Source organism: Amycolatopsis speibonae, from assembly GCF_042647925.1.
GTDB lineage: Bacteria > Actinomycetota > Actinomycetes > Mycobacteriales > Pseudonocardiaceae > Amycolatopsis > Amycolatopsis speibonae.
Window position 1 is genome coordinate 23023 of sequence record NZ_JBHRWK010000017.1, and the last position, 18513, is coordinate 41535.

Genomic DNA, 18513 nt, shown 5'->3' on the forward strand with positions numbered 1-18513 from the left:
GCAGCCCGGTCCTTTCCCCGTTGGTAATGTCGGGATCCACCCGAGGGAGGGCCGATGATCGAGGCCACCGGACTCACGAAGCGTTACGGCGACAAACTCGCCGTGGATGATCTTTCCTTCACCGCCGAAGCCGGCCGGGTGACCGGGTTCCTCGGCCCCAACGGGGCGGGCAAATCCACCACCATGCGGATGATGCTCGGGCTCGACGGCCCCACGTCTGGTTCGGCGACGATCGACGGCAAGGCCTACCGCGAGCTGCGTGATCCACTTCGGACGGTCGGCGGCATGATCGACGCGACCTGGCGGCACCCTGGTCGCACCGCCCGCGAGCACCTCCGGTGGATCGCCGCGACCAACGGCCTGACCGACAAGCGGGTCGACGAGGTACTCCGGCTGGTCGGCCTGGAGCCGGTCGCGCGCAAACGGGCCGGGCAGTTCTCGCTCGGAATGTCGCAACGGCTCGGGATCGCGACGGCGTTGCTGGGCGACCCGCGGGTGCTGCTGTTCGACGAGCCGGTCAACGGGCTCGACCCCGAGGGCATCGTGTGGATCCGGCGGCTGATGCACGCGCTCGCCGCCGAGGGCCGCACCGTGTTCGTGTCCAGCCACCTGCTGCCGGAGATGGCGCAGACCGCGCAGGACCTCGTCGTGATCGGCCGGGGGAAGCTGATCTATCAGGGCACTATGGAGGACTTCGTCGGCCGTGCGAAGGGCCTCGGCGTGCGGGTCCGGAGCCCGCACCTGCCCGAACTGCGGACGGCGCTGACCGAGAAGGGCGTCGAATTCCGCGAGGAGGACGGCGCGCTCGTCGTGTCCGAAATGGACAGCGACGGCATCGGCGAGCTCGCGTTCGCCGCCGGCGCGACCCTCCACGAGCTGAAGCCGCTCACCGGCTCGCTCGAACAGGCGTACATGCAACTCACCGCCGAGGCCGTCGAGTACGGCGCCGGTGTCCCGGAGGTGACCCGATGACCGCGGCGAACATGCTCCGCGCCGAGCGGATCAAGCTGCTGAGCACGCGTGCGCCCTGGTGGTGCGCGGGAATCGCGGTCGTCCTCGCGATCGGCTACACCGCACTGTTCTTCGGCTTCGTGCCGCTGGAGGACCAGACGACAGTCGCCACCACGCAGACGGCCAGTGCCCTGGGCCGGACCGTGGTGCTCGTCCTCGCCATCCTCGCGGCGGCGACCGAGTTCAACTGGGGCACGCTGAAGCTCACCTTCCAGGCGGTGCCGTCCCGCGTGCCCGCCTTGCTGGCGAAGGGTGCCGTCGTCGGGGTGTTCTCGGGGCTGATCGGCCTGCTCGTGGGCTTCTGCTCCTGGGGAATCGCGTATCTGGTCAAACCGGCCGCCGACCTGGGCCTGGCTTCGGGCGCCGACTGGCGCGCGGTGGCAGGGCAAGGGCTGACCTTCGCGCTGACCGGTCTCCTCGGTGTCGGTCTCGGCCTGCTGTTCCGCAGCCCCGCGTTCGCCCTCGGATTCGCGTTGGCCTGGACCCAGTTGATCGAGGGGCTCGTCATCCTGATTCCGCGCGCGGGCGATGACATCTACCAGTGGATGCCGTTCGTCGCCGCGAATCAGTTCGCCGGACCGGATCTGACGGTTTCGATGCTGAAACTCCAGCCGCCGTTGGGGCCGTGGGGTTATTTGGCTTATTTCGCCGGCATCTGCGTGATTGTTTATGCGGCCGGACTGATGATCACCCATCGCCGGGACGCGTGAGCTTTTACCTCGGCCAAAGGAGTTAAGTCCACGTTAAGAGCCTGTGGCTTCTCTCACAGGATGCGGACATACTGTTCCAGACCGGGCGATGCTCGGGATGAGCCTATTTTCGGCTCTCGGCCCCGGAGGTGATCCTTGACGGTGGATTCCGGTCAGGGAGTGGAACGCACGATCCCGAAAGCCCGCACGGAAAGCACGCAGCCGCGACTCGAGCCCATGCTCGACCTCGAATGGTCACAGGCGATCGAACTGCCCCGCACGGTGGCGTCGGCGACCCGGCCATCCGATATCCGTCGCGCCTGGGTGCACCGCGCACCCGAAGATCTCGTTGTCGCGCTGTACCGCGCGTCCAGTGGAATGCACGGCGAAATCCCCGCGCCGTGGTGGCTTCGCGCCGTCGTGGAAGGCAGGCTCGAATCGCGGGAACTCGGTTTCCGCATCGAAGATCGCATCTCCGGTCTGCTCGGCAGGCGGCCCGGCTGGGAATTCGTCCCGTGGGCCGCGGACGGAGAATCCGGCTACTGGGAGTTCATGCCTTCCGAACGCGGGGCTTCCGGGCATTCGATCCCGACCACGGTGCTGAACACCAGCCGCCACGACGGCTGGATCGACCTTCTCCCCGCCCATTCCAGCTCGACGCCGGCACCGATCGCCGTCGCCGGATTCGCGGGGCTGCGCTCGCGGCTGGGGGAGTTCGAAGCTGTCCGGTAACCCCGCGTTTAATGAGCGGGTGGAAAACGAGGACCAGCCACGGATGCGCAGCGTGGTCAGCTATGTCAACCGCGGCGGCCGGATGACCGTCGGGCAGCAGCGAGCCTGGGAAGATCTCTGGCCGTCGCTCGGCCGCACCGTCGGCGAACTGCCCGAAGGCACGGTGGATTTCGGCGACTGGTTCGGCAGGCAGGCCCCGGTCATGGTGGAGATCGGCTCGGGCATGGGCGAGACCACGTCCCGGCTCGCGGCCGCCGCGCCGGAACTCAGCTACCTCGCTGTCGAGGTGTACGAGCCCGGGCTCGGCCAGCTGATGCTGCGCGCGGAGAAGCTCGCGGTGAAGAACCTGCGGCTGATGCACGGCGACGCCGTCGTGCTGCTGACGTCGCACGTCGAGCCGGGTTCGCTGTCCGGTGTCCGGCTGTTCTTCCCGGACCCGTGGCCGAAGAAGCGGCACCACAAGCGGCGGATCGTGCAGCCGGCGTTCGTCTCGCTGGTGGCCTCGCGGCTCGCGCCGGGCGGGACCTTCCACATGGCGACCGACTGGGAGAACTACGCGGAGCAGATGATGGAGGTCTGCTCGGCCGAACCGCTCCTGCGCAACCGGCACGCCGACGAGCCGGGCGGCTGGGCGCCGCGTCCGGAGTGGCGCCCGGTCACGAAGTTCGAGAACCGCGCCGACGTCGAGGGCCGGATCTCGCACGACCTGATCTTCGAACGCGTCTAGCCGCCCAGAAACGCCTGAAAGGGCCGGTCAGGGACGTCCCCACGTCCCTGACCGGCCCTTTCTTCACACCCCCGTGCCTTGGGATGCCCCCTGCGCATCCCCGGTACCCGTTCGTCCATCCCCCGACAGAGGGACGACCGGGCACCCGGCTCGTGGGTGGTTTCCACCGACTCCACCCACGAGACCTGCCCGCCCCGGCGCCATGACGCCATTCGGGCGAACCTTTTACTCGTCGGCCAACGGCTCCGACTGCACCCGCTTGAGCGCCGGGGTCGAGACGGATGCCCCGAGCAACGCCACCCCGATTCCCAGCACCACGGGCGCCAGCAGCCACGGGCTCAGCACGACACCGTCCTTTTCGACCATGCTGTAGAGCCCGATGCCGACGCCGATCCCGACCGCACCCGCGCCGATGGTGGCCACCATCGCGGGCAGGGCCGCTTCCATCCGCAGCGCCCTCGCCAACACCCGGACCGGTGTCCCGGCCGCGATGAGTGCCCCGAAGGTGCGACGGCGGTCCATCACCGAACCGGCTGTCGCCACGGCCGCGCTGCAACCGGCGAGCACCCCGGCGGCGATCAGGCCGATCACGGTCACCCGGCGCAGGTCGCCGAGTTCCTGCTGCTGGCCGATCAAGTACAGGCCGCGGCTGACGACTTCCTGTCCGGGAGCCGCTCCGACCAGCGCTGTCCGCACGACTTCGCCGTTCGCCGGTGCCGTCGGCACGACCACGTCGTAGCGCTCCGGCGTGACCCCCGCGGGCACCAGGGCCGGATCGATGACGATCGTGCCGTAGGTGTCCTCGTCACTGGACGGGAAGAGGTGCACCGGAGTCTTCGGATCCAGCGGCGTACCGGCCTTGTCGTAGTTCGACGCCACGCTGTAGGCCGCCGGGTCGAGCTGGGTCCGGCTGTAGATCGCGGGACCCGGCTGACAGGTGCCCTCGATGTTCACCCGCAGCAGTTTCGTGGCGTCCTCGCAGGTCATCACGAAGGCGCGGCTCGTCGTCTGGTTGCGGGTCCCCGTCTCGCCGGTGGTCAGGTAGACCTGGCCGAGGGCGATGGCCTTCTCGGTGACCCCGTTGCGGGCGAGGGACGAGTTGGTCTTGTCGGCGATCTGCTGCGCCTGGGTCACGTCGGACTCGGCGTAGAGGACGTTGTCCTTGAAGGTCCGTCCGCCGCCCGCCATCGACTCGAACGTCGGCAGCAGAGTGAGCGCCATCGAGCCGGTGAACACCGCGAGCACGACACCCGCCGTGGCGCGGTACGCGCTCTTCGGGTCGTCGCGGAGCCTGCGTCCGGCCAAGAGGGAGGCCGGTTTGCGCCAGATCCGGACGAACGTGCCGCCGACCGCCGAGGTGACCCACGGTCCGACGATCGCGGCCGACCCGACCAGCAGGAAGAGACCGAACATCACCATCGGCATGCTGCCGTTGTCCTGGCTGACCGCGAACAGGAAGAAGGCGCCGGCCACGGGGACCGCGAGCAGCCGCCACCAGTGCAGCGGTTTGCGGGCGTGGGCCGAAGCCGCGAACAGCGGCGTCTTGAGGACGCGGCGGATGCCGAGGAGCCCGGCGACGACGACCAGCAGCGGGATCGTGATGGCGATCGCGACGGTCGAGACGATCGGAAGACTGAAGTCCGAGGCGAGCCAGGTCCCGCCGGCCCAGGGGACGAACGTCGAGAGGCCTTGGAGCGCCGGTGCCACGAGAATGCCCAGCAAGGCGCCGACCACCGCGGACAACGCCGTCTCGGCGGCGACGATCTTCATCACCTGACCCGGGGTCGCCCCTGCCAGCCGCAGCGCCGCCATCCGCACTTCGCGCCGGGCGGCGGTGAGCCGGGCCGAGGACGCGACGAGCACCAGGCTCGGCACGAGCAGGACGATCACCCCGACCCAGGCGAGCAGCAGGAGCATCGGGTCGGGCTTCGCTTCCCGGTTGGGGAAGCCGTCCGCGGCGAGCGCCGATTTCGGCATCGACTCCGGGGTGTGGCCGACGACGGCGACCAGCTGTTCCGGATACAGCAGGGAGTCGGGTCCGAGCGCGTCGACGAGTTTGCCGAACCGCTCACCGAGCTGGGCCCGCGGCGCCGACTGGATCAGTTTGCCGAGTTCGGGCGAAACGATCGCCTCGCCGGGAGCGGGCAGCTTCGGGATGCCCGGCGGAAGGCTGAGCATCGGCGCGGTGCCGGTCTGGGCGATGTCGACGCGGATGATCTCGCGATCACCCGAGTAGTCCTTGTTCGCCGCCATCAGCAGCGGCGCCGGACGCTGGGTCTGCCCCGAATCGGCGTAGTAGCTGTGGATGTCCTGCCACATCGCCCGCTGCGAACGGGCCTGCGTGGCACCCGGGAGGGAAGCCAGCAGGAGCACCAGACTGGTCGCGACGGCGACCCCGACCGCGGTGAGGATGGCCGACGTGCGGGTCCGGCGGTCGACCCGGAGCACCCGCATGGCCAGCTGGAAGCTGTTCATTACGCGGCCAACCTCGTCGCGATCAGGCCGTCGCGGATGGAAACGGTGCGTGGCATGGCTTCGGCGAGTTCACGGTCGTGCGTCACGACGATCACCGCGGCGCCACTGTCGGCGGCCGCCGCGAGCAGCGCGTCCATGGTGGCGCGGCCGGTGCGGGTGTCGAGCGCGCCGGTCGGCTCGTCGGCGAAGATCACCTTCGGCCGGTGCGTCAGCGCCCGTGCGATCGCGACGCGCTGCGCCTCACCGCCGGAAAGCTCACCGGGGCGGCGCTTTTCCTTGCCCGCGAGGCCGAGTTTCGCCAGCCATTCGCGGCCGGCCTCGATGGATTCCTTGCGGCCCTTGCCACTCAGCAGCGACGGCAGCGCGACGTTCTCTTCGGCGCTCAGCTCGGCGACGAGCATCCCGGACTGGAACACGAAACCGAACTCGGTGCGGCGCAGTTCGCTGCGCTTGCGCTCGTTGAGCTGGTCGACCCGCTGCCCGGCGAGGAAGATCTGCCCGGAGTCGGCGCGGAGGATCCCGGCGAGCACGTGCAGCAGGGAGGTCTTGCCCGAGCCCGAAGGCCCGACGATGGCGACCGCGTCACCCGCCTGGATGTCGATGTCGATCCCGGCCAGCGCGTACTGCGTGCCATATCGCTTCACCAGCCCGCGGCCCGAAAGCACTGCACTGTTATCGCGCCTGCCGTGATCGTGCTGCCAGGGCGCTGCTTCGGAATTCACGTTACCTCCCACGCAAAGGCGCCCTGCCATCACGATCACGGGACCTGACGGTCAAAAGGGGCGCGACTTCAAAAGATCAAAAGACCTCGGTCACTTCAGCCGCGATCAGCTTCTCGAATCCGCTCACTGTCCACTTCGGGCAGACGGCCAGTGCTGATCGCGCGCGCATCGGCCGATCGGCCGAGGTGGGTCGAGCCGGTCGGCCAAGGTGCGGACGGTGGCGGATCCTCTACCGTCACGGTGTGACAGCAGGGCCATCCCAGAACAAGTTCTACGCACGGGCGAGCGCGCTCGTGCGCCGTATCGGCATGCCCGCGGTCGTCCTGCTGGCCGCGCTCGCGTTCGACCTGGCCTTCATCACCGACGCCGCCTTCGACGACGCCGGCCCCCGTTTCGTCGACCTCCTGCTGTTCCCCGGCATCTTCGCGATGGTGTTCTGCGCGCTCTGGGCGCAGAAACGGGCAGCGGTGGCCGCCGTCGCGGCTTCGGTCGTGCTGGTGGCGTACACGCTGGTCGTGCGGTATTTCAACGTCCCGACCTATTCGAGCGTGCTCGCACACCTTTCCATCACCGAGGTGGTGGCGGGAGTGGAGATCCTGTTCTACGCCGCGCGCCGGACGCGTCCTGGCGTCGCGGTAGCCGTGATCTCCGGCCTGGTGCTGGCCACCCTGACCGCGGTGTCCGGCCGGTACAGCTACAACTATTACAGCGGCTCGGGCAGCACCATGGCGCAGGCGATGCTGTTCGGCGGCATCCTGCTGGGCGGCACGCTGGTCTTCGCGATTCCCGGGCGCGACCGCATGACGAATCCGAAAAGCTACGAGAAGCTGCAGAAGCTCAACAAGCTGGTGATGGGCCAGTGGCCGCTCATCGGCATGCTGGGCATCGCGCTGATCCTGGAATTCGGCTTCACCTACACCGGCGGGGCGCACGGCCTGCCCATCCTGGTCTGCTCGATCATCGCCGCGATCATCGCGGTCGCCGCGCCGCGCCGACCGGCCGACGCGATAGTCGCGCTCGCCGCCGTCATGCTGCTTTCCACGATGGTCACACCGTTCCTCCGGCTCGGTTACGACTACCCGCTGCCCGGCGGCGTGCCGGGGACACAGATCGTCGCGGGGATGGGAGTGGTCGTCGCACTGGTCCGCGCGGTCGGGCTGGCCAAGGCCATGCCACGGCTCGCGGTGCTGACCGGAGTCGTCGCGATTTGCTCGGTCCTCAACACCAAACGGCCGACTTCCAGGCTGATGACGGACCCCGACGACATCGCCGGGTACGGGATCGCCGCGCTACTGCTGCTCGGCATCTCGGTGGCCATCGGCCTGGCGCTGCGTTCGCGGGACTCGGAGCGCACGCAGGTCATCCAGTCGGCGATCAGCGACGCGCAGACGTCGGAGCGGATGGCGCTCGCACGCGAACTGCACGACGTCGTCGCCCACCACGTCACCGGGATCGTCGTGCAGGCGCAGGCGGCGAAAATGATGGGCGAGAAGAACCCGCAGGTCGCGGTCGAGGCGATGGGCCGGATCGAGGATGCCGGGGTGGAGGCGCTCGCGGCGATGCGGCGGCTCGTGCGGAGCATGCGCGGGGACGCCCCGGCCGGGAGCAGCGAATTCAGCGAGCAGGCCACCACCGATCTGGCCGCCGATCTCCGGACACTGATCGAACGGGCGAATCACGGCGTGAAGACGTCGATGAAGCTCGAACTGCCGCCGAACGTGCCGCACGAGGTCGGGCGGTCGGCGTTGCGACTGGTTCAGGAGTCGCTGACGAACGTCGGCAAGCACGCATCCGGTGCGAAGGAGACGCTGGTGATCGCCGAGGTGACCGGGAACGAACTGCACCTCCAGGTGACCGATGACGGACGCGAGCCCCAGCGCCGTCCGGTCGGCGGGTCGGGCGGATACGGTCTGATCGGTATGCGCGAACGCGTCGCCCTGTTGCACGGCCGGCTGTCCGCCGGCCGGGCGCCGGGCGGCGGATGGCGCGTCGAAGCGTGGCTACCACTTGAAGGAGAAGAGTGATCCGGGTACTGATCGCCGACGACCAGGACATGGTGCGGATCGGCTTCCGGATGATCCTGGACGCCCAGGACGACATCGAAGTGGTCGCCGACGTCCCGGACGGTGTCTCGGCGGTCGCGAAGGCGCGCGAACTGCGGCCGGACGTCTGCCTGCTGGACATCCGCATGCCGGGGATCGACGGGCTCGAGGTCACCAAGCAGCTGGCGGGCCCGGACGTCGTGGATCCGCTGAAGGTGGTGGTGGTCACGACGTTCGACCTGGACGAGTACGTGCACACCGCGCTGCGGAACGGCGCGAGCGGGTTCCTGCTGAAGGACGCCGGTCCGGCGCTGCTGATCGAAGCGGTGCGCGCGGCCGCGCGCGGGGACGCGCTGGTGTCGCCGCAGATCACCGTCCGGCTGCTGAAGCATTTCGACGGCGGCACGGTGAAACGCGAGGTCATCCCGCCTTCGGAGCCGCTGACCGCGCGGGAGCTGGACGTGGTCAAGGCGGCGGCGAAGGGGCTGACGAACACCGAGATCGGGGCCGAGCTGTTCCTGTCGCTGTCGACGGTGAAGACGCATCTGGCGTCGGTGCAGGGCAAGGTGGGCGCACGGAACCGGGTGGAGATCGCGGCGTGGGCCTGGCGCAGCGGCGTCGTGGACTGACGAACGAGAGCCCGAGTCTGTACCCAATTTGAGGCTGGACCAGATGTGAGGCGACCAAGGTCTCTTGATCTTTTGGAGTCGCGCCTCTTTTGGCCGAAGGCCCCGCTATCTCGGCGGCAGGGCGCCCCGACAAGGATCGGCGACTCGTCCGCCCAAGCCGGCGCCCTGGCGACGAGATAGCGGTCGGCGCGATAAACAACACAGTCCGTAAGCTCCGGTCATGCAACGCCGTTTCCACGCTCCTGTCGTTCTCCCCGCCGACCCCGCCTGCTCGTTGCTGCGTGACGCCGTGGTCGATGTGGACGAGGCGGGGCGTATCACCCACGTCGGCCCCGTGTCCGGGGCTCCCGAGACGTCCGCTCCCGTGACCCGGTTGAGCGGTCTTCTCCTGCCCGGTCTGGTCAACGCGCACGCGCACAGCCCGATGACGCTGCTGCGCGGGATGGGCGGCGACCTGCCGCTGCTGCGATGGCTGACCGAGATCATCTGGCCCGCCGAGGCGAAGCTGAAGCCCGCCGACATCCGCACCGGGATGATGCTGGGCTCGGTCGAAATGCTGCGGCACGGGGTCACGACCAGCGCGGAGATGTACTTCGAAGGCGAGCAGCTCGCCGACGCGGTGCTCACCACCGGTGGCCGGGTGATCCTGGGCCCGCCGATCATGGAGCTGCCGGGGATGGACTGGCGCGCGATGCTGAAGAGCGTCGAACGCTGGATCGACACCGACGGTCTCCGGTTCGGCCCCGGCGAGCGGATCGAGGTCGGCTACGGGCCGCACTCGGCGTACATGCTGAACGAAGAGGCACTGCGGGCGACCGCGGAATCGGCGGCCGAGCGGGGCGCGCTGGTGCAGATCCACGTGGCCGAGGCGGCGCTCGAAGACGTCAAGCAGCGTGAAGAGCACGGCTCGGTGCCGGCGCTGCTGGAGAAGGTCGGGATGCTTCGGGGCCGGACGCTGGCCGCGCACGCCATCCACCTGTCGGACGAGGACATCGCGCTGTTCGCGGCGCGCGGGGTCGGGATGGCGCACTGCCCCGGCTCGAACGCGAAGCTCGCTTCGGGCATCGCGCGGGTCACGGAGCTGCGGAAGGCGGGCGTCGCCATCGGGCTGGGCACGGACGGCCCGGCGTCGAACGACGACATCGACCTGTGGGAGGAACTGCAGCTCTCGGCGATGTTCGCGCGGCTCGCGACCGGCGACTCGACCGTGCTGACCGCGGGCGACGCGTTCCTGCTCGGCACCCGCGGCGGCGCGGACGCGCTGGGCCGCACCGACATCGGCGCGCTGGAACCCGGCCGGTGGGCGGACCTGGTGCACGTCGACCTCGACGACCCCGCCTTCGCCGCGGGACTCGACGTCCCCGACGAGCAACTGCTCTCGAACCTGGTGTGGGCCGCGGGCTCACGCCGCGTCCGCGACGTCTGGGTGGCGGGCGACCAGGTCGTCGGCGACGGCGAATCCCTGCGCGTCGACCGCGCGAAAGTACAGGCCGAAGTCGCCGAAACCTCGGCGCGGCTGCGCTCTTAACTCACCTACGCAGCCCCCACCCGTCCCAGGGGGCGGCCCCGAGGCCAGTCTATCGGGAGTTGGGGGCAGGGCCCGGGGAAAAGCCCTGGTCGGGGCTGGGTTGTCCCCAACGGTGAGGGGCTGTGGACAACCCGGGTAGGTGCTCCGGGAACGGTGTCCCCAAAGGTGGCGTTGAGTGTCCCCAACGCCACATTTGGGGACATGCGGGCGCGAGTCAGACCAGGCCGCGGGGCCGGAGGGTCACGTCGGTCGGGTGCGCGTCGCCGGTGGCGGAGACCGCGGCGACGACGGCGGCCGCGACGGATTCAGGGCGCAGGAAGCGTTCCGGCTCGTACGAGCGGCCCTCGTCGGCGATGATCGCCTGCTGCATCTCGGTGTCCGTGCGGCCGGGGTAGATCGACGTCACCCGCAGCGTGGACTCCTCGTCCCGCAGCGCGTCGGCGAAGGCGCGGACGGCGAATTTGCTCGCCGCGTACGGTCCCCAGCCCGGACGTGCGTTGTGCCCGGCGCCCGAGTTGATCACGACGACATGGCCCTTCGCGGCACGCAAAGCGGGCAGCAGCTGCCTGGTCAGTGTGACGACGGCGAGCACGTTGACCTCGAAGTTCGCCCGCCAGTCGGCGTCGGTGGCTGTCTCGACAGTGCCGAGCCGCGCGACACCCGCCGAGTGCACCAACACGTCCAGTTCGCCGAACTCGGCTGTCGCCGCTTCCAGCGCCTCGGCGTCGGTCAGCTCGACCGGCCACGCCCGAGCGCCGGGCAGCGTGCCCGCCAGTTCACCGAGCGCGTCGGCGTCGCGGCCGCCGAGGAGCAACCGGTGGGTGGGGGCGAGCGCGCGGGCGGTCGCGGCGCCGATGCCGCGGGTGGCGCCGGTGACGAGAGCGAGGGGAAGATCAGCCATGGCCGCCACGCTAGTACGGCGGTCTCGCGTGCTCGAAAGCGTATCTCGCGTGATCAGAGGCGGAACTCGCGTGATCAGGGGGCGCAGACGACCGGCGGTGTCGCCACCCGCTGGAACCGCACGGAACCGCGCGTGAACGAGCCGACGAGATTGTCCGTGAACCGTCCGGCCGTCAGCGGATCCCGCACCGACGCGCCGATCGCCACCATCTCCGGGCAGTCGAGCACCGCTCGTGCGGCGGCGACTTCCGCGGCGCGGGCAGGGCCGCCCTCGGCGATCGGAAGTCGCGCCGAATTCGCCAGTTCCCACACCGGGGGCAGCCATTTCTGGTGTCCGGGCCGCCCGTCGGGGAGCGCCGTCGAATGCGCGGCGAACGGGTTGGCGAGGCCGTAACCGTCGCGCAACCGCATGTCGAGCGGGATCAGCAGACCGAGAGCGCCCAGGCTGTCCGCGGCGACGGTCACGTACGGCCGGTCTGTCGGGTACGCGTACCAGCGTCTGGTCGCGTAGTCCTGGATCAGCACCGCCGGCCCGTCCACCCCGTGGATGGCGTCCAGCGTCGACGGCATCAACGGGTGGTCGGCGTAGTCCTCGGCCAGGATCGGATATTCGTGCCCTGTCGCCCTCGACCAGTACGACCGCTCGTCGGTGATGCCGACGGCACGCGGCTCGGCGGAGTACGGCGGACGAAGCGACCCGGCGGCCACGAACGCCCAGATCCCGACGCCCACCAGAAGCGCCGTCGTCACCCTCGTCACCGGCAGGGCCAGCACGGGCAACAGCAGGCAGAACAGCGCCGGAAGCAGCATGCGCCCGTGCATGAAATCCCCGCCGACCCTGATCACGTACAGCGAGAGCAGTACCGCGCCGACGACCGGGACAGCGGTGAGCACCACGAAGGTCTTGTCCATAGTGGACGAAACCGTGACGACCGCGACGGCGAGCAGCACCAGCGGGAGCCAGAGCCAGTACGGCTGGACGAGGTCGACCAGGTACGCCCAACCGCGGGTCCAGTTCGCCTCTGACGCCTCCTTGACCAGGGCGGTGTTCGGCGTCAGCAGACCGTAGTAGCCCATCCGGAACACCTGATACGCCAACGGGAGCACGGCCGCCACGGCCAGCAGGCCCACCGCGCGACGGCGTCCCGGCCACGCGAGCACGAGCAGCGCGATCAAGGCGACGGCACTGAAGAGCGCGAGATCCGGCCGTACCAACGGCCCCAGCCCGGCGACCAGGGCGACCGGCCAGGTCCGTAGATCCTCCATTGTGGACAGACAACGGACGAGCAGCCACCAGGTTCCGCCCAGCCACAGGGTGATCAGGCCGGTCTCCAGCCCGGACGTCGCGAAGTCGCGGAACGGCGGCAACGCGCAGACCACCAGCGCCCCGGCTGGCGCGAGTCCGTGGAACGCCAGTGGCCGGTAGAGCCGCCGGGCGCCGTCCAGGCCGAAGAACAGTCCGGCGACCGAGAAGACCAGTCCGGTGACCACGGAGATCCACTCCAGCGGCACCCCGGGGATCAGCCCGAGGACACTCAGCACCGCTGTCCACAAAGGACTGGTGTTGGTCTCGACCCGCTCGCCGATGTTGAACACCGGCCCGTTGCCCGCGAGGATCTGGCGGACCGTCCGCAGCACGATCAGCCCGTCGTCGCTCATCCAGCGGCGGCGCCAGGCGAGATCGGCGTAGACCATCAGCACCAGGCCGAACCCGAACCACGTCCAGGTCGACGACCGGCGGAACCAGGCGCGCGAAGGCCCGACGGACGTGGTCTCGCCCGTGGTCGTGTTCGTCTGCGTCATGGCTCCGCCCGGCTCGGTTTCGTGGGCAGGAGATCAGGCCCGCGGCCCGCGAGTCAAACCGCGCGGGCGGCCAGGCAGGACTGCGGTCGCTTCCTCCCGTCCATGGTCAGCCGCGCGGTGACCTCGAATCCGGCCTGGCCCAGCAGCTCGGCGACCTTGCCGGGATCCAGCAGGTACGCGTCGTAAGTGACCGGGTGGCCATACGCCGTCTCCGGGCTCAGGCGTTCGTCGCCGACGTGGAATCCGACCAGCAGACGGCCATCCGGCGCGAGCGTGCGGCGGAATTCCGCGAACAGCGCCGGGAGCACCTCGGGCGGCAGATGGAAGATCGACCACCAGGCGACGAGTCCGCCCAGCTCACCGTCGGGGAGGTCGAGGGCGGTCATCGAACCGACCTCGAACCGCAGGTCAGGGTACTGACGGCGGGCTACTTCGACCATCTTCGGCGACAAGTCGACACCGGAGACGTCGAGGCCGAGCGACGCCAGGTGGGCGGTGACATGACCCGGGCCGCAGCCGACGTCGGCGACCGGGCCGCGCACCTGCTCGGCGAACGCGGCCAGCATCGCGCGGCCGATCGGCTCCTGGTCGAAGAGCGAGCTGACCCGCACCGCGTAGTCCTCGGCGACAGTGTCGTAGGACTCGCGGGTGGCATGGAGATGAGAGGAGGTCACGGTGGGCGACGCTAGCGGCACCCACCGACAATGAAGGGCGTCACCGCGAGGTGACGTCCTTCATTTCCCGTAGTGATACCGGCAGGCGGCGAACTTGATCTCGCCTTCGGCAATCTTGTAGACGAGCCGGTGCTCGTCCGTGATCCGGCGAGACCAGTAGCTCTGGAAACCGTGCTTCAACGGTTCGGGCTTCCCGATGCCTTCATTGCCGTTACGCACTATGTCCTTGATGAGGTCATTGATGCGCTTGAGCACTTTCCGGTCCTGGGTCTGCCACCAGAGGTAGTCCTCCCAGGCGTTTTCATCCCAGATCAGCTTCATTCAACGAGTTCGTGCTGTGTCCCGCCGCCCGACTCCAGTCGCTCGATCGCGGTGATCAATCGCCGCGCGTTCTCCGGACTGCGGAGCAGGTACGCGGTTTCCTTGAGCGACTGATAGTCGTCCAGGGACACGATCACGACGGGCTCGTGCCCGGCGCGGGTGATCACGACCTCTTCGCGGTCGTTGACCACCGAGTCGAGCGTCTCGGCGTACTTCGCCCGAGACTCGGAGTAGCTCATGGTCTTCACTAGCACCCTCCTTTCGACGTACAGAATATTGTACGTCGAGGGTGCAGGGGTCACAAGGGTGGCGGATAGGCCGTGGGTCACACCGGATTCACGGCTCGATCAGCCCGGCGTCCTTGGTCAGGTCCTCCGGTGCCCCCGGCTTGGCCACCGGCGTGCACCCTGTCGCGGGGTCCGCCGCCGAGTCGGTGCCGTTGTACTGCGCGGCGCCGGATTTGGTCAGCTGCCGCGACCCGGCGTCGAAACACACCTGGTACGAGCCCGGGAGCACGTTCCCGAACGAGTAGCGTCCGTCCGGCCCGGTCACGGTCGAGCCGACCTCCTTCGCGGAAGCGTCCTTCAACGTCACCTTCACGTCCGGGACGCCAAGCTCGTCGCGGCCCTGCAGGCCGTCCTTGTCCTGGTCCAGCCACACGAAGTCGCCCAGTTTGCTCATCGGCGCGTTGAGACCGGCGGCGAGCGTCAGATCCTGGCGTTTCAGCGGGCCGACGGTGGTGGTCGCGGTGCAGCCTGTCGCCGGGTCGGCGTCGGAGTCCTTCGCGTCGTCGCCCGCGTCCTTCGCCGTGTAGGTGTAGCCCGCGAACTCGGGCGGGAGCGCGCTGATGTCGAAGCAGACCTGGTAGATGCCGTCTTTCAGCTTGGTGAAGCGGTACTTGCCGGCGGCGTCCGTGGTGAGCGTGCCGAGCGCCGTGCCCGAAGCGTCCTTCAGCGTCACCTTCACGCCCGGGACACCCGGCTCGCCGTCATTTTGCAGGCCGTTGCGGTCGACGTCGTTCCAGGCGAACTCCCCGATCTCGTCGATCGCGGGTGGCGGGGTGACCTTGATGGTCGTGGTCGCGGTCTTCTTCGGCACCGTGCCGCTGGAGACGGTCACGGTGCTGACGTGGCCGTTGTCCGCCTCGGTGACGTTCTTGTGGTCGCAGGTGACGGTCGCGGACTTGCCGCCGTCGAGCGTCGCGATCGGCGTGGGTTGCACGTCGCAGTACGGGTCGTCGACCTTGATGGCGGTCAACGTCGTGGTGCCGTCGTTGGTCACGGTGAACCGGTAGTTCGCGGTGGTACCCGCTTCGAGGGTGGCCGTGGCGCCCCAGGCGCCGCTCGCGGGATCCCGCACCTCCGCCTTCGCCGAGAACGAGGCGACCTGCAGGTGGACGCAGTCCCACATGACCCAGTTGCGGTCGGTGGCGGCGAAGAACTTCACCGAGCTCGCCGACGGCGGCGCGATCGACTCCGGGAAGTCCTGCCTCGCCAGTTTGCCGTCGGTCTCGACGGCGTGCGTGACCTTGAGCTTGTTCTCCAGGACGACCTTGTTCGACGCGTTGTAGAACCGCAGGCCCGTCTCCTGGACGGCGTCCGCGCGCCGGAGGTTGACGTCGTTCGTGCCGGTCCAGTCGGTCAGCGTGTAGACGGCGCCGGGCACGAACTTCATCGCCGCGTAGGCGGTGCTGACCAGCTTGTCCGGTGTCGAGATCAGCGCGTACTTGCCGCCGTCCTGCTGGTACCCGCCCGCCGTCGACAGCCGGGGATACTTGCTCCTCGGCGTGCCGGCGGGCACCGGGGCGGCCGGGTTGAACGTGTACCCGGACGGCGGGCTGCCCTGCTCGACGCTCGGGTTCGTCGCGACGCCGCCGGTGCAGCCGGCCGGGACGACCGGAACCTGCGCGTACGCGTACGCGGGAACGGCGCCCAGTACGAGCGCCCCTGCCGTGATCACCGCCCATGCCCTGTTCACAGGGCTGAAGCTAGTTATCCGTCCCCGGTTCCGTAATCGCTGAACCGTGTCGACGATCGCCCCGATCAGGCAGAACCGAGAGTGACCGGGACGCCGATGCCGTCTTCCCACGGCAGCGGCGTCCCGGTCACGGCCCTACTTGACGCCGATGCGGCCGACCTGGCCCCAGCGGCCCTTCTTCCACACCGAGACGATCGACGGCCGCGGCTGCGCGGTGCCGCCGTCCGGCCAGTGCGACGTCGGGTTCGCGGAGCTGGCCGCGTTCTCACCCGGGTGCTGCACGGCGACGAGCACCAGGTGGTCGGTCACCACCGGACCGCAGGTCTCCGCGCCGACCGGGACCGACAGGAACTGCTTGACGTGGCCGCGTTCGGGACCGTCGACAGGCACCGAGAACAGGCCGTCGTTGGAGCCGAGCGCGTTGCCGTCGGTGGAGATCCACAGGTTCCCGTGCCGGTCGAACGCCACGTTGTCCGGGCAGGAGATCGGGCTGACCTGGTCCTTCGGGAAGCCGCCGAAGTAGGTGTCCGCGGCCTTCGGGTCGCCACAGACCAGCAGCAGCCGCCAGGAGAACTTCGTGGCCGCCGAGTCGCCGCGCTCCTCGTCCCATTCGAGGACGTGCCCGTTGCGGTTGTTGACGCGCGGGTTCGGCTCGTCGACGCCCGCCTTGCCCGCCGCGCCGCGATCGCTGTTGTTCGTCAGCGCGGCGTAGATCCGGCCGTTGACCGGGTTGGGCTCGATGTCCTCGGGGCGGTCCATCTTGGTCGGCTGGACCTTGTCCGCCGCCTGCCGCGTGAACACGTAGACCTCTTCGGCGGTGAAACCGTCCACAAAGGACTTGCTGCCGGAGACCAGCGGGATCCACTCGCCGACGCCGTCGAATTCGCCGTCCTTGGGGAGCTTTCCGGTGCCGTCGATCTCGCCCGGGCTGTCGCCGGTGAAGCGGGCGACGTACAGGGTGCCGTCGTCGAGCAGCGCGGAGTTGTGACGCCGCGCGTGCGCGCTCTTGCCCGGCTTGTACTTGCCCTTGGAGACGAACTTGTAGATGTACTCGAAGCGCTCGTCGTCACCGGAGTAGACGGCGACGCGGCCGTCCTCGGTGATCTTGATGTTCGCGGCCTCGTGCTTGAACCGGCCGAGCGCGGTGTGCTTGACCGGCGTCGAATTCGGGTCGTTCGGGTCGATTTCGACGACCCAGCCGAAGCGGTTGGCCTCGTTCGGCTCCTGCGCGAGGTCCCAGCGCTTGTCGAACCGCTCCCACTTGCGCGTGGTCCCGGCGCCCGAGAAGCCGTAGCGCTTCAGGCGCGCGGCCACGACCGGGTCGGTGACCGTCGACGCGTTGGCGAAGTACTGGTTGACGTTCTCCTCACCGGAAAGCACGGTGCCCCAAGGGGTCACGCCGCCCGCGCAGTTGTTCTGCGTGCCGAAGACCTTGCGGCCGGTCGGGTCCGCGGAGGTCTTGAGGAACTTCGAACCGGCCGCCGGGCCGCGCACCTCGAAGGCGGTGTTCAGCGTGATGCGGCGGTTGAACGGGCTCGGCACGGCGCGAAGCGCGCCGCCGATCGGGTCGCGGAAGGTCTGCACGACCGAGAGACCGTGCGCGGCCCAGGCGATCTTGACCTGCTCCTCGGTCGGGTTGGCCGGGTCGTACTGGTCGGCCGGGAACATGTGGACCTCGGTGGTGTACTCGTGGTTCACCACCAGCAGGTTGCGGATGCCCAGCGGGTCCTGCGGGATCAGGCCGACGAAGTCGTTGTTGTAGCCGAACTGCTTGGCCTGCGCGGCCGCGGTCTGCTTGCGGAAGTCGAACTTCGGGGCGCCGAATTCGACGGCGTCGCCCCAGCGGATGACGACACGCTGGTCGTAGCCCTCGGGGATGGTGACCGCGTCGACCTTGTTCGGCGGCACCGCTTCGAAGTCGGTGCCGGGCACCGGACGGCCGGGGCGGCCCGGCCTGCCGTGGCCCGCGGCCGCGACGTCGGCCGGCGCGGCCGGGGTTTCGGCGGCGGCGGTGCCGGACAGCGCGGCGAAACCACCGGCGGCCGCGGCCATCACGGCACTCGCCTTCAGCGCGCCACGACGGGACAGCATGCTCTTGACGACGTCGCCGAAGTACTCGTTGTCCGAGGTGTTGGGCTCGGGGTGGGCGCACGCGTTGCCGCAGCGGTACTCGCAGGTGACCGCGGAGCGGCCACCGGGGTGGGAGGTGATCAACGGCAGAAGCCGCTGAGGCTCGAAGGACACAAGGCCTCCATGGTCGCGGTGGGTACACGTAGTCCAGTC

16 protein-coding genes are annotated in these 18513 nt (G+C 69.2%); 7 read left to right on the forward strand and 9 right to left on the reverse strand.

The features are described from left to right. Nucleotides 1-54: 54 nt before the first annotated feature. The 4 genes from ACFOSH_RS12475 to trmB all read left to right on the forward strand — a co-directional run bounded on the left by ACFOSH_RS12475 (nt 55) and on the right by trmB (nt 3159). Nucleotides 55-972, forward strand: a complete 918-nt coding sequence (locus ACFOSH_RS12475) for an ABC transporter ATP-binding protein (RefSeq protein WP_378238962.1) — start codon at nt 55-57, stop codon at nt 970-972. After that, on the forward strand, nt 969-1721 hold the full coding sequence (locus ACFOSH_RS12480) for a hypothetical protein (protein ID WP_378238963.1): 753 nt from the start codon (nt 969-971) through the stop codon (nt 1719-1721). Before ACFOSH_RS12475 ends, ACFOSH_RS12480 begins: the two co-directional genes overlap by 4 nt. A gap of 159 nt (nt 1722-1880) precedes the next feature. Then, a complete protein-coding gene (locus ACFOSH_RS12485) occupies nt 1881-2432 on the forward strand; it encodes a hypothetical protein (RefSeq protein ID WP_378239171.1) in 552 nt (183 codons plus the stop codon). A 43-nt stretch (nt 2433-2475) separates the two neighbouring features. Further along, nucleotides 2476-3159, forward strand: a complete 684-nt coding sequence (gene trmB / locus ACFOSH_RS12490) for a tRNA (guanosine(46)-N7)-methyltransferase TrmB (protein ID WP_378239172.1) — start codon at nt 2476-2478, stop codon at nt 3157-3159. A gap of 225 nt (nt 3160-3384) precedes the next feature. Here the strand turns inward: trmB and ACFOSH_RS12495 are convergent, their stop codons facing one another. Together ACFOSH_RS12495 and ACFOSH_RS12500 are read right to left on the reverse strand one after the other, a co-directional pair. Then, the gene (locus ACFOSH_RS12495; RefSeq protein ID WP_378238965.1) at nt 3385-5634 is read right to left on the reverse strand and encodes an FtsX-like permease family protein; all 2250 of its coding nucleotides are present in this window, start codon (nt 5632-5634) and stop codon (nt 3385-3387) included. Further along, on the reverse strand, nt 5634-6299 hold the full coding sequence (locus ACFOSH_RS12500) for an ABC transporter ATP-binding protein (RefSeq protein WP_378239173.1): 666 nt from the start codon (nt 6297-6299) through the stop codon (nt 5634-5636). The genes ACFOSH_RS12495 and ACFOSH_RS12500 overlap by 1 nt, the downstream gene beginning before the upstream one ends. A 299-nt stretch (nt 6300-6598) precedes the next feature. Here ACFOSH_RS12500 and ACFOSH_RS12505 point away from each other — a divergent pair, with 299 nt between their 5' ends. The 3 genes from ACFOSH_RS12505 (at nt 6599) to ACFOSH_RS12515 (ending at nt 10555) form a co-directional block, all read left to right on the forward strand. Then, nucleotides 6599-8380, forward strand: coding sequence for a sensor histidine kinase (locus tag ACFOSH_RS12505; RefSeq protein WP_378238966.1), 1782 nt, complete (start codon nt 6599-6601; stop codon nt 8378-8380). Further along, nucleotides 8377-9027, forward strand: coding sequence for a response regulator (locus tag ACFOSH_RS12510; protein ID WP_020632538.1), 651 nt, complete (start codon nt 8377-8379; stop codon nt 9025-9027). Before ACFOSH_RS12505 ends, ACFOSH_RS12510 begins: the two co-directional genes overlap by 4 nt. A 220-nt stretch (nt 9028-9247) precedes the next feature. Next, nucleotides 9248-10555 carry an amidohydrolase family protein gene (locus tag ACFOSH_RS12515; RefSeq protein WP_378238968.1) on the forward strand — a complete coding sequence of 436 codons (1308 nt, stop codon included), beginning with the start codon at nt 9248-9250 and terminating at the stop codon, nt 10553-10555. Between the two features lie 214 nt (nt 10556-10769). On the opposite strand, the gene ACFOSH_RS12520 is transcribed toward ACFOSH_RS12515, so the two are convergent. From ACFOSH_RS12520 to ACFOSH_RS12550, 7 genes are all read right to left on the reverse strand, one after another. After that, entirely contained in the window at nt 10770-11456 is a 687-nt protein-coding gene (locus tag ACFOSH_RS12520) for an SDR family oxidoreductase (protein ID WP_378238969.1), read from the reverse strand. A 74-nt stretch (nt 11457-11530) separates the two neighbouring features. After that, nucleotides 11531-13258 (reverse strand): hypothetical protein, encoded by a 1728-nt coding sequence (locus ACFOSH_RS12525; protein ID WP_378238970.1) that lies wholly within the window; start codon nt 13256-13258, stop codon nt 11531-11533. 53 nt (nt 13259-13311) lie between these two features. After that, on the reverse strand, nt 13312-13932 hold the full coding sequence (locus tag ACFOSH_RS12530) for a class I SAM-dependent DNA methyltransferase (RefSeq protein ID WP_378238971.1): 621 nt from the start codon (nt 13930-13932) through the stop codon (nt 13312-13314). A gap of 60 nt (nt 13933-13992) precedes the next feature. Next, complete coding sequence (locus ACFOSH_RS12535; RefSeq protein WP_378238972.1) at nt 13993-14253, reverse strand: Txe/YoeB family addiction module toxin; 261 nt, start codon at nt 14251-14253, stop codon at nt 13993-13995. Beyond that, nucleotides 14250-14492 (reverse strand): type II toxin-antitoxin system Phd/YefM family antitoxin, encoded by a 243-nt coding sequence (locus tag ACFOSH_RS12540; RefSeq protein WP_229907886.1) that lies wholly within the window; start codon nt 14490-14492, stop codon nt 14250-14252. The genes ACFOSH_RS12535 and ACFOSH_RS12540 overlap by 4 nt, the downstream gene beginning before the upstream one ends. 97 nt (nt 14493-14589) lie before the next feature. Further along, a complete protein-coding gene (locus ACFOSH_RS12545) occupies nt 14590-16230 on the reverse strand; it encodes a DUF7850 domain-containing protein (RefSeq protein WP_378238973.1) in 1641 nt (546 codons plus the stop codon). Between the two features lie 135 nt (nt 16231-16365). After that, nucleotides 16366-18474, reverse strand: a complete 2109-nt coding sequence (locus ACFOSH_RS12550) for a PhoX family protein (protein WP_378238974.1) — start codon at nt 18472-18474, stop codon at nt 16366-16368. Between the last annotated feature and the right edge of the window lie 39 nt (nt 18475-18513).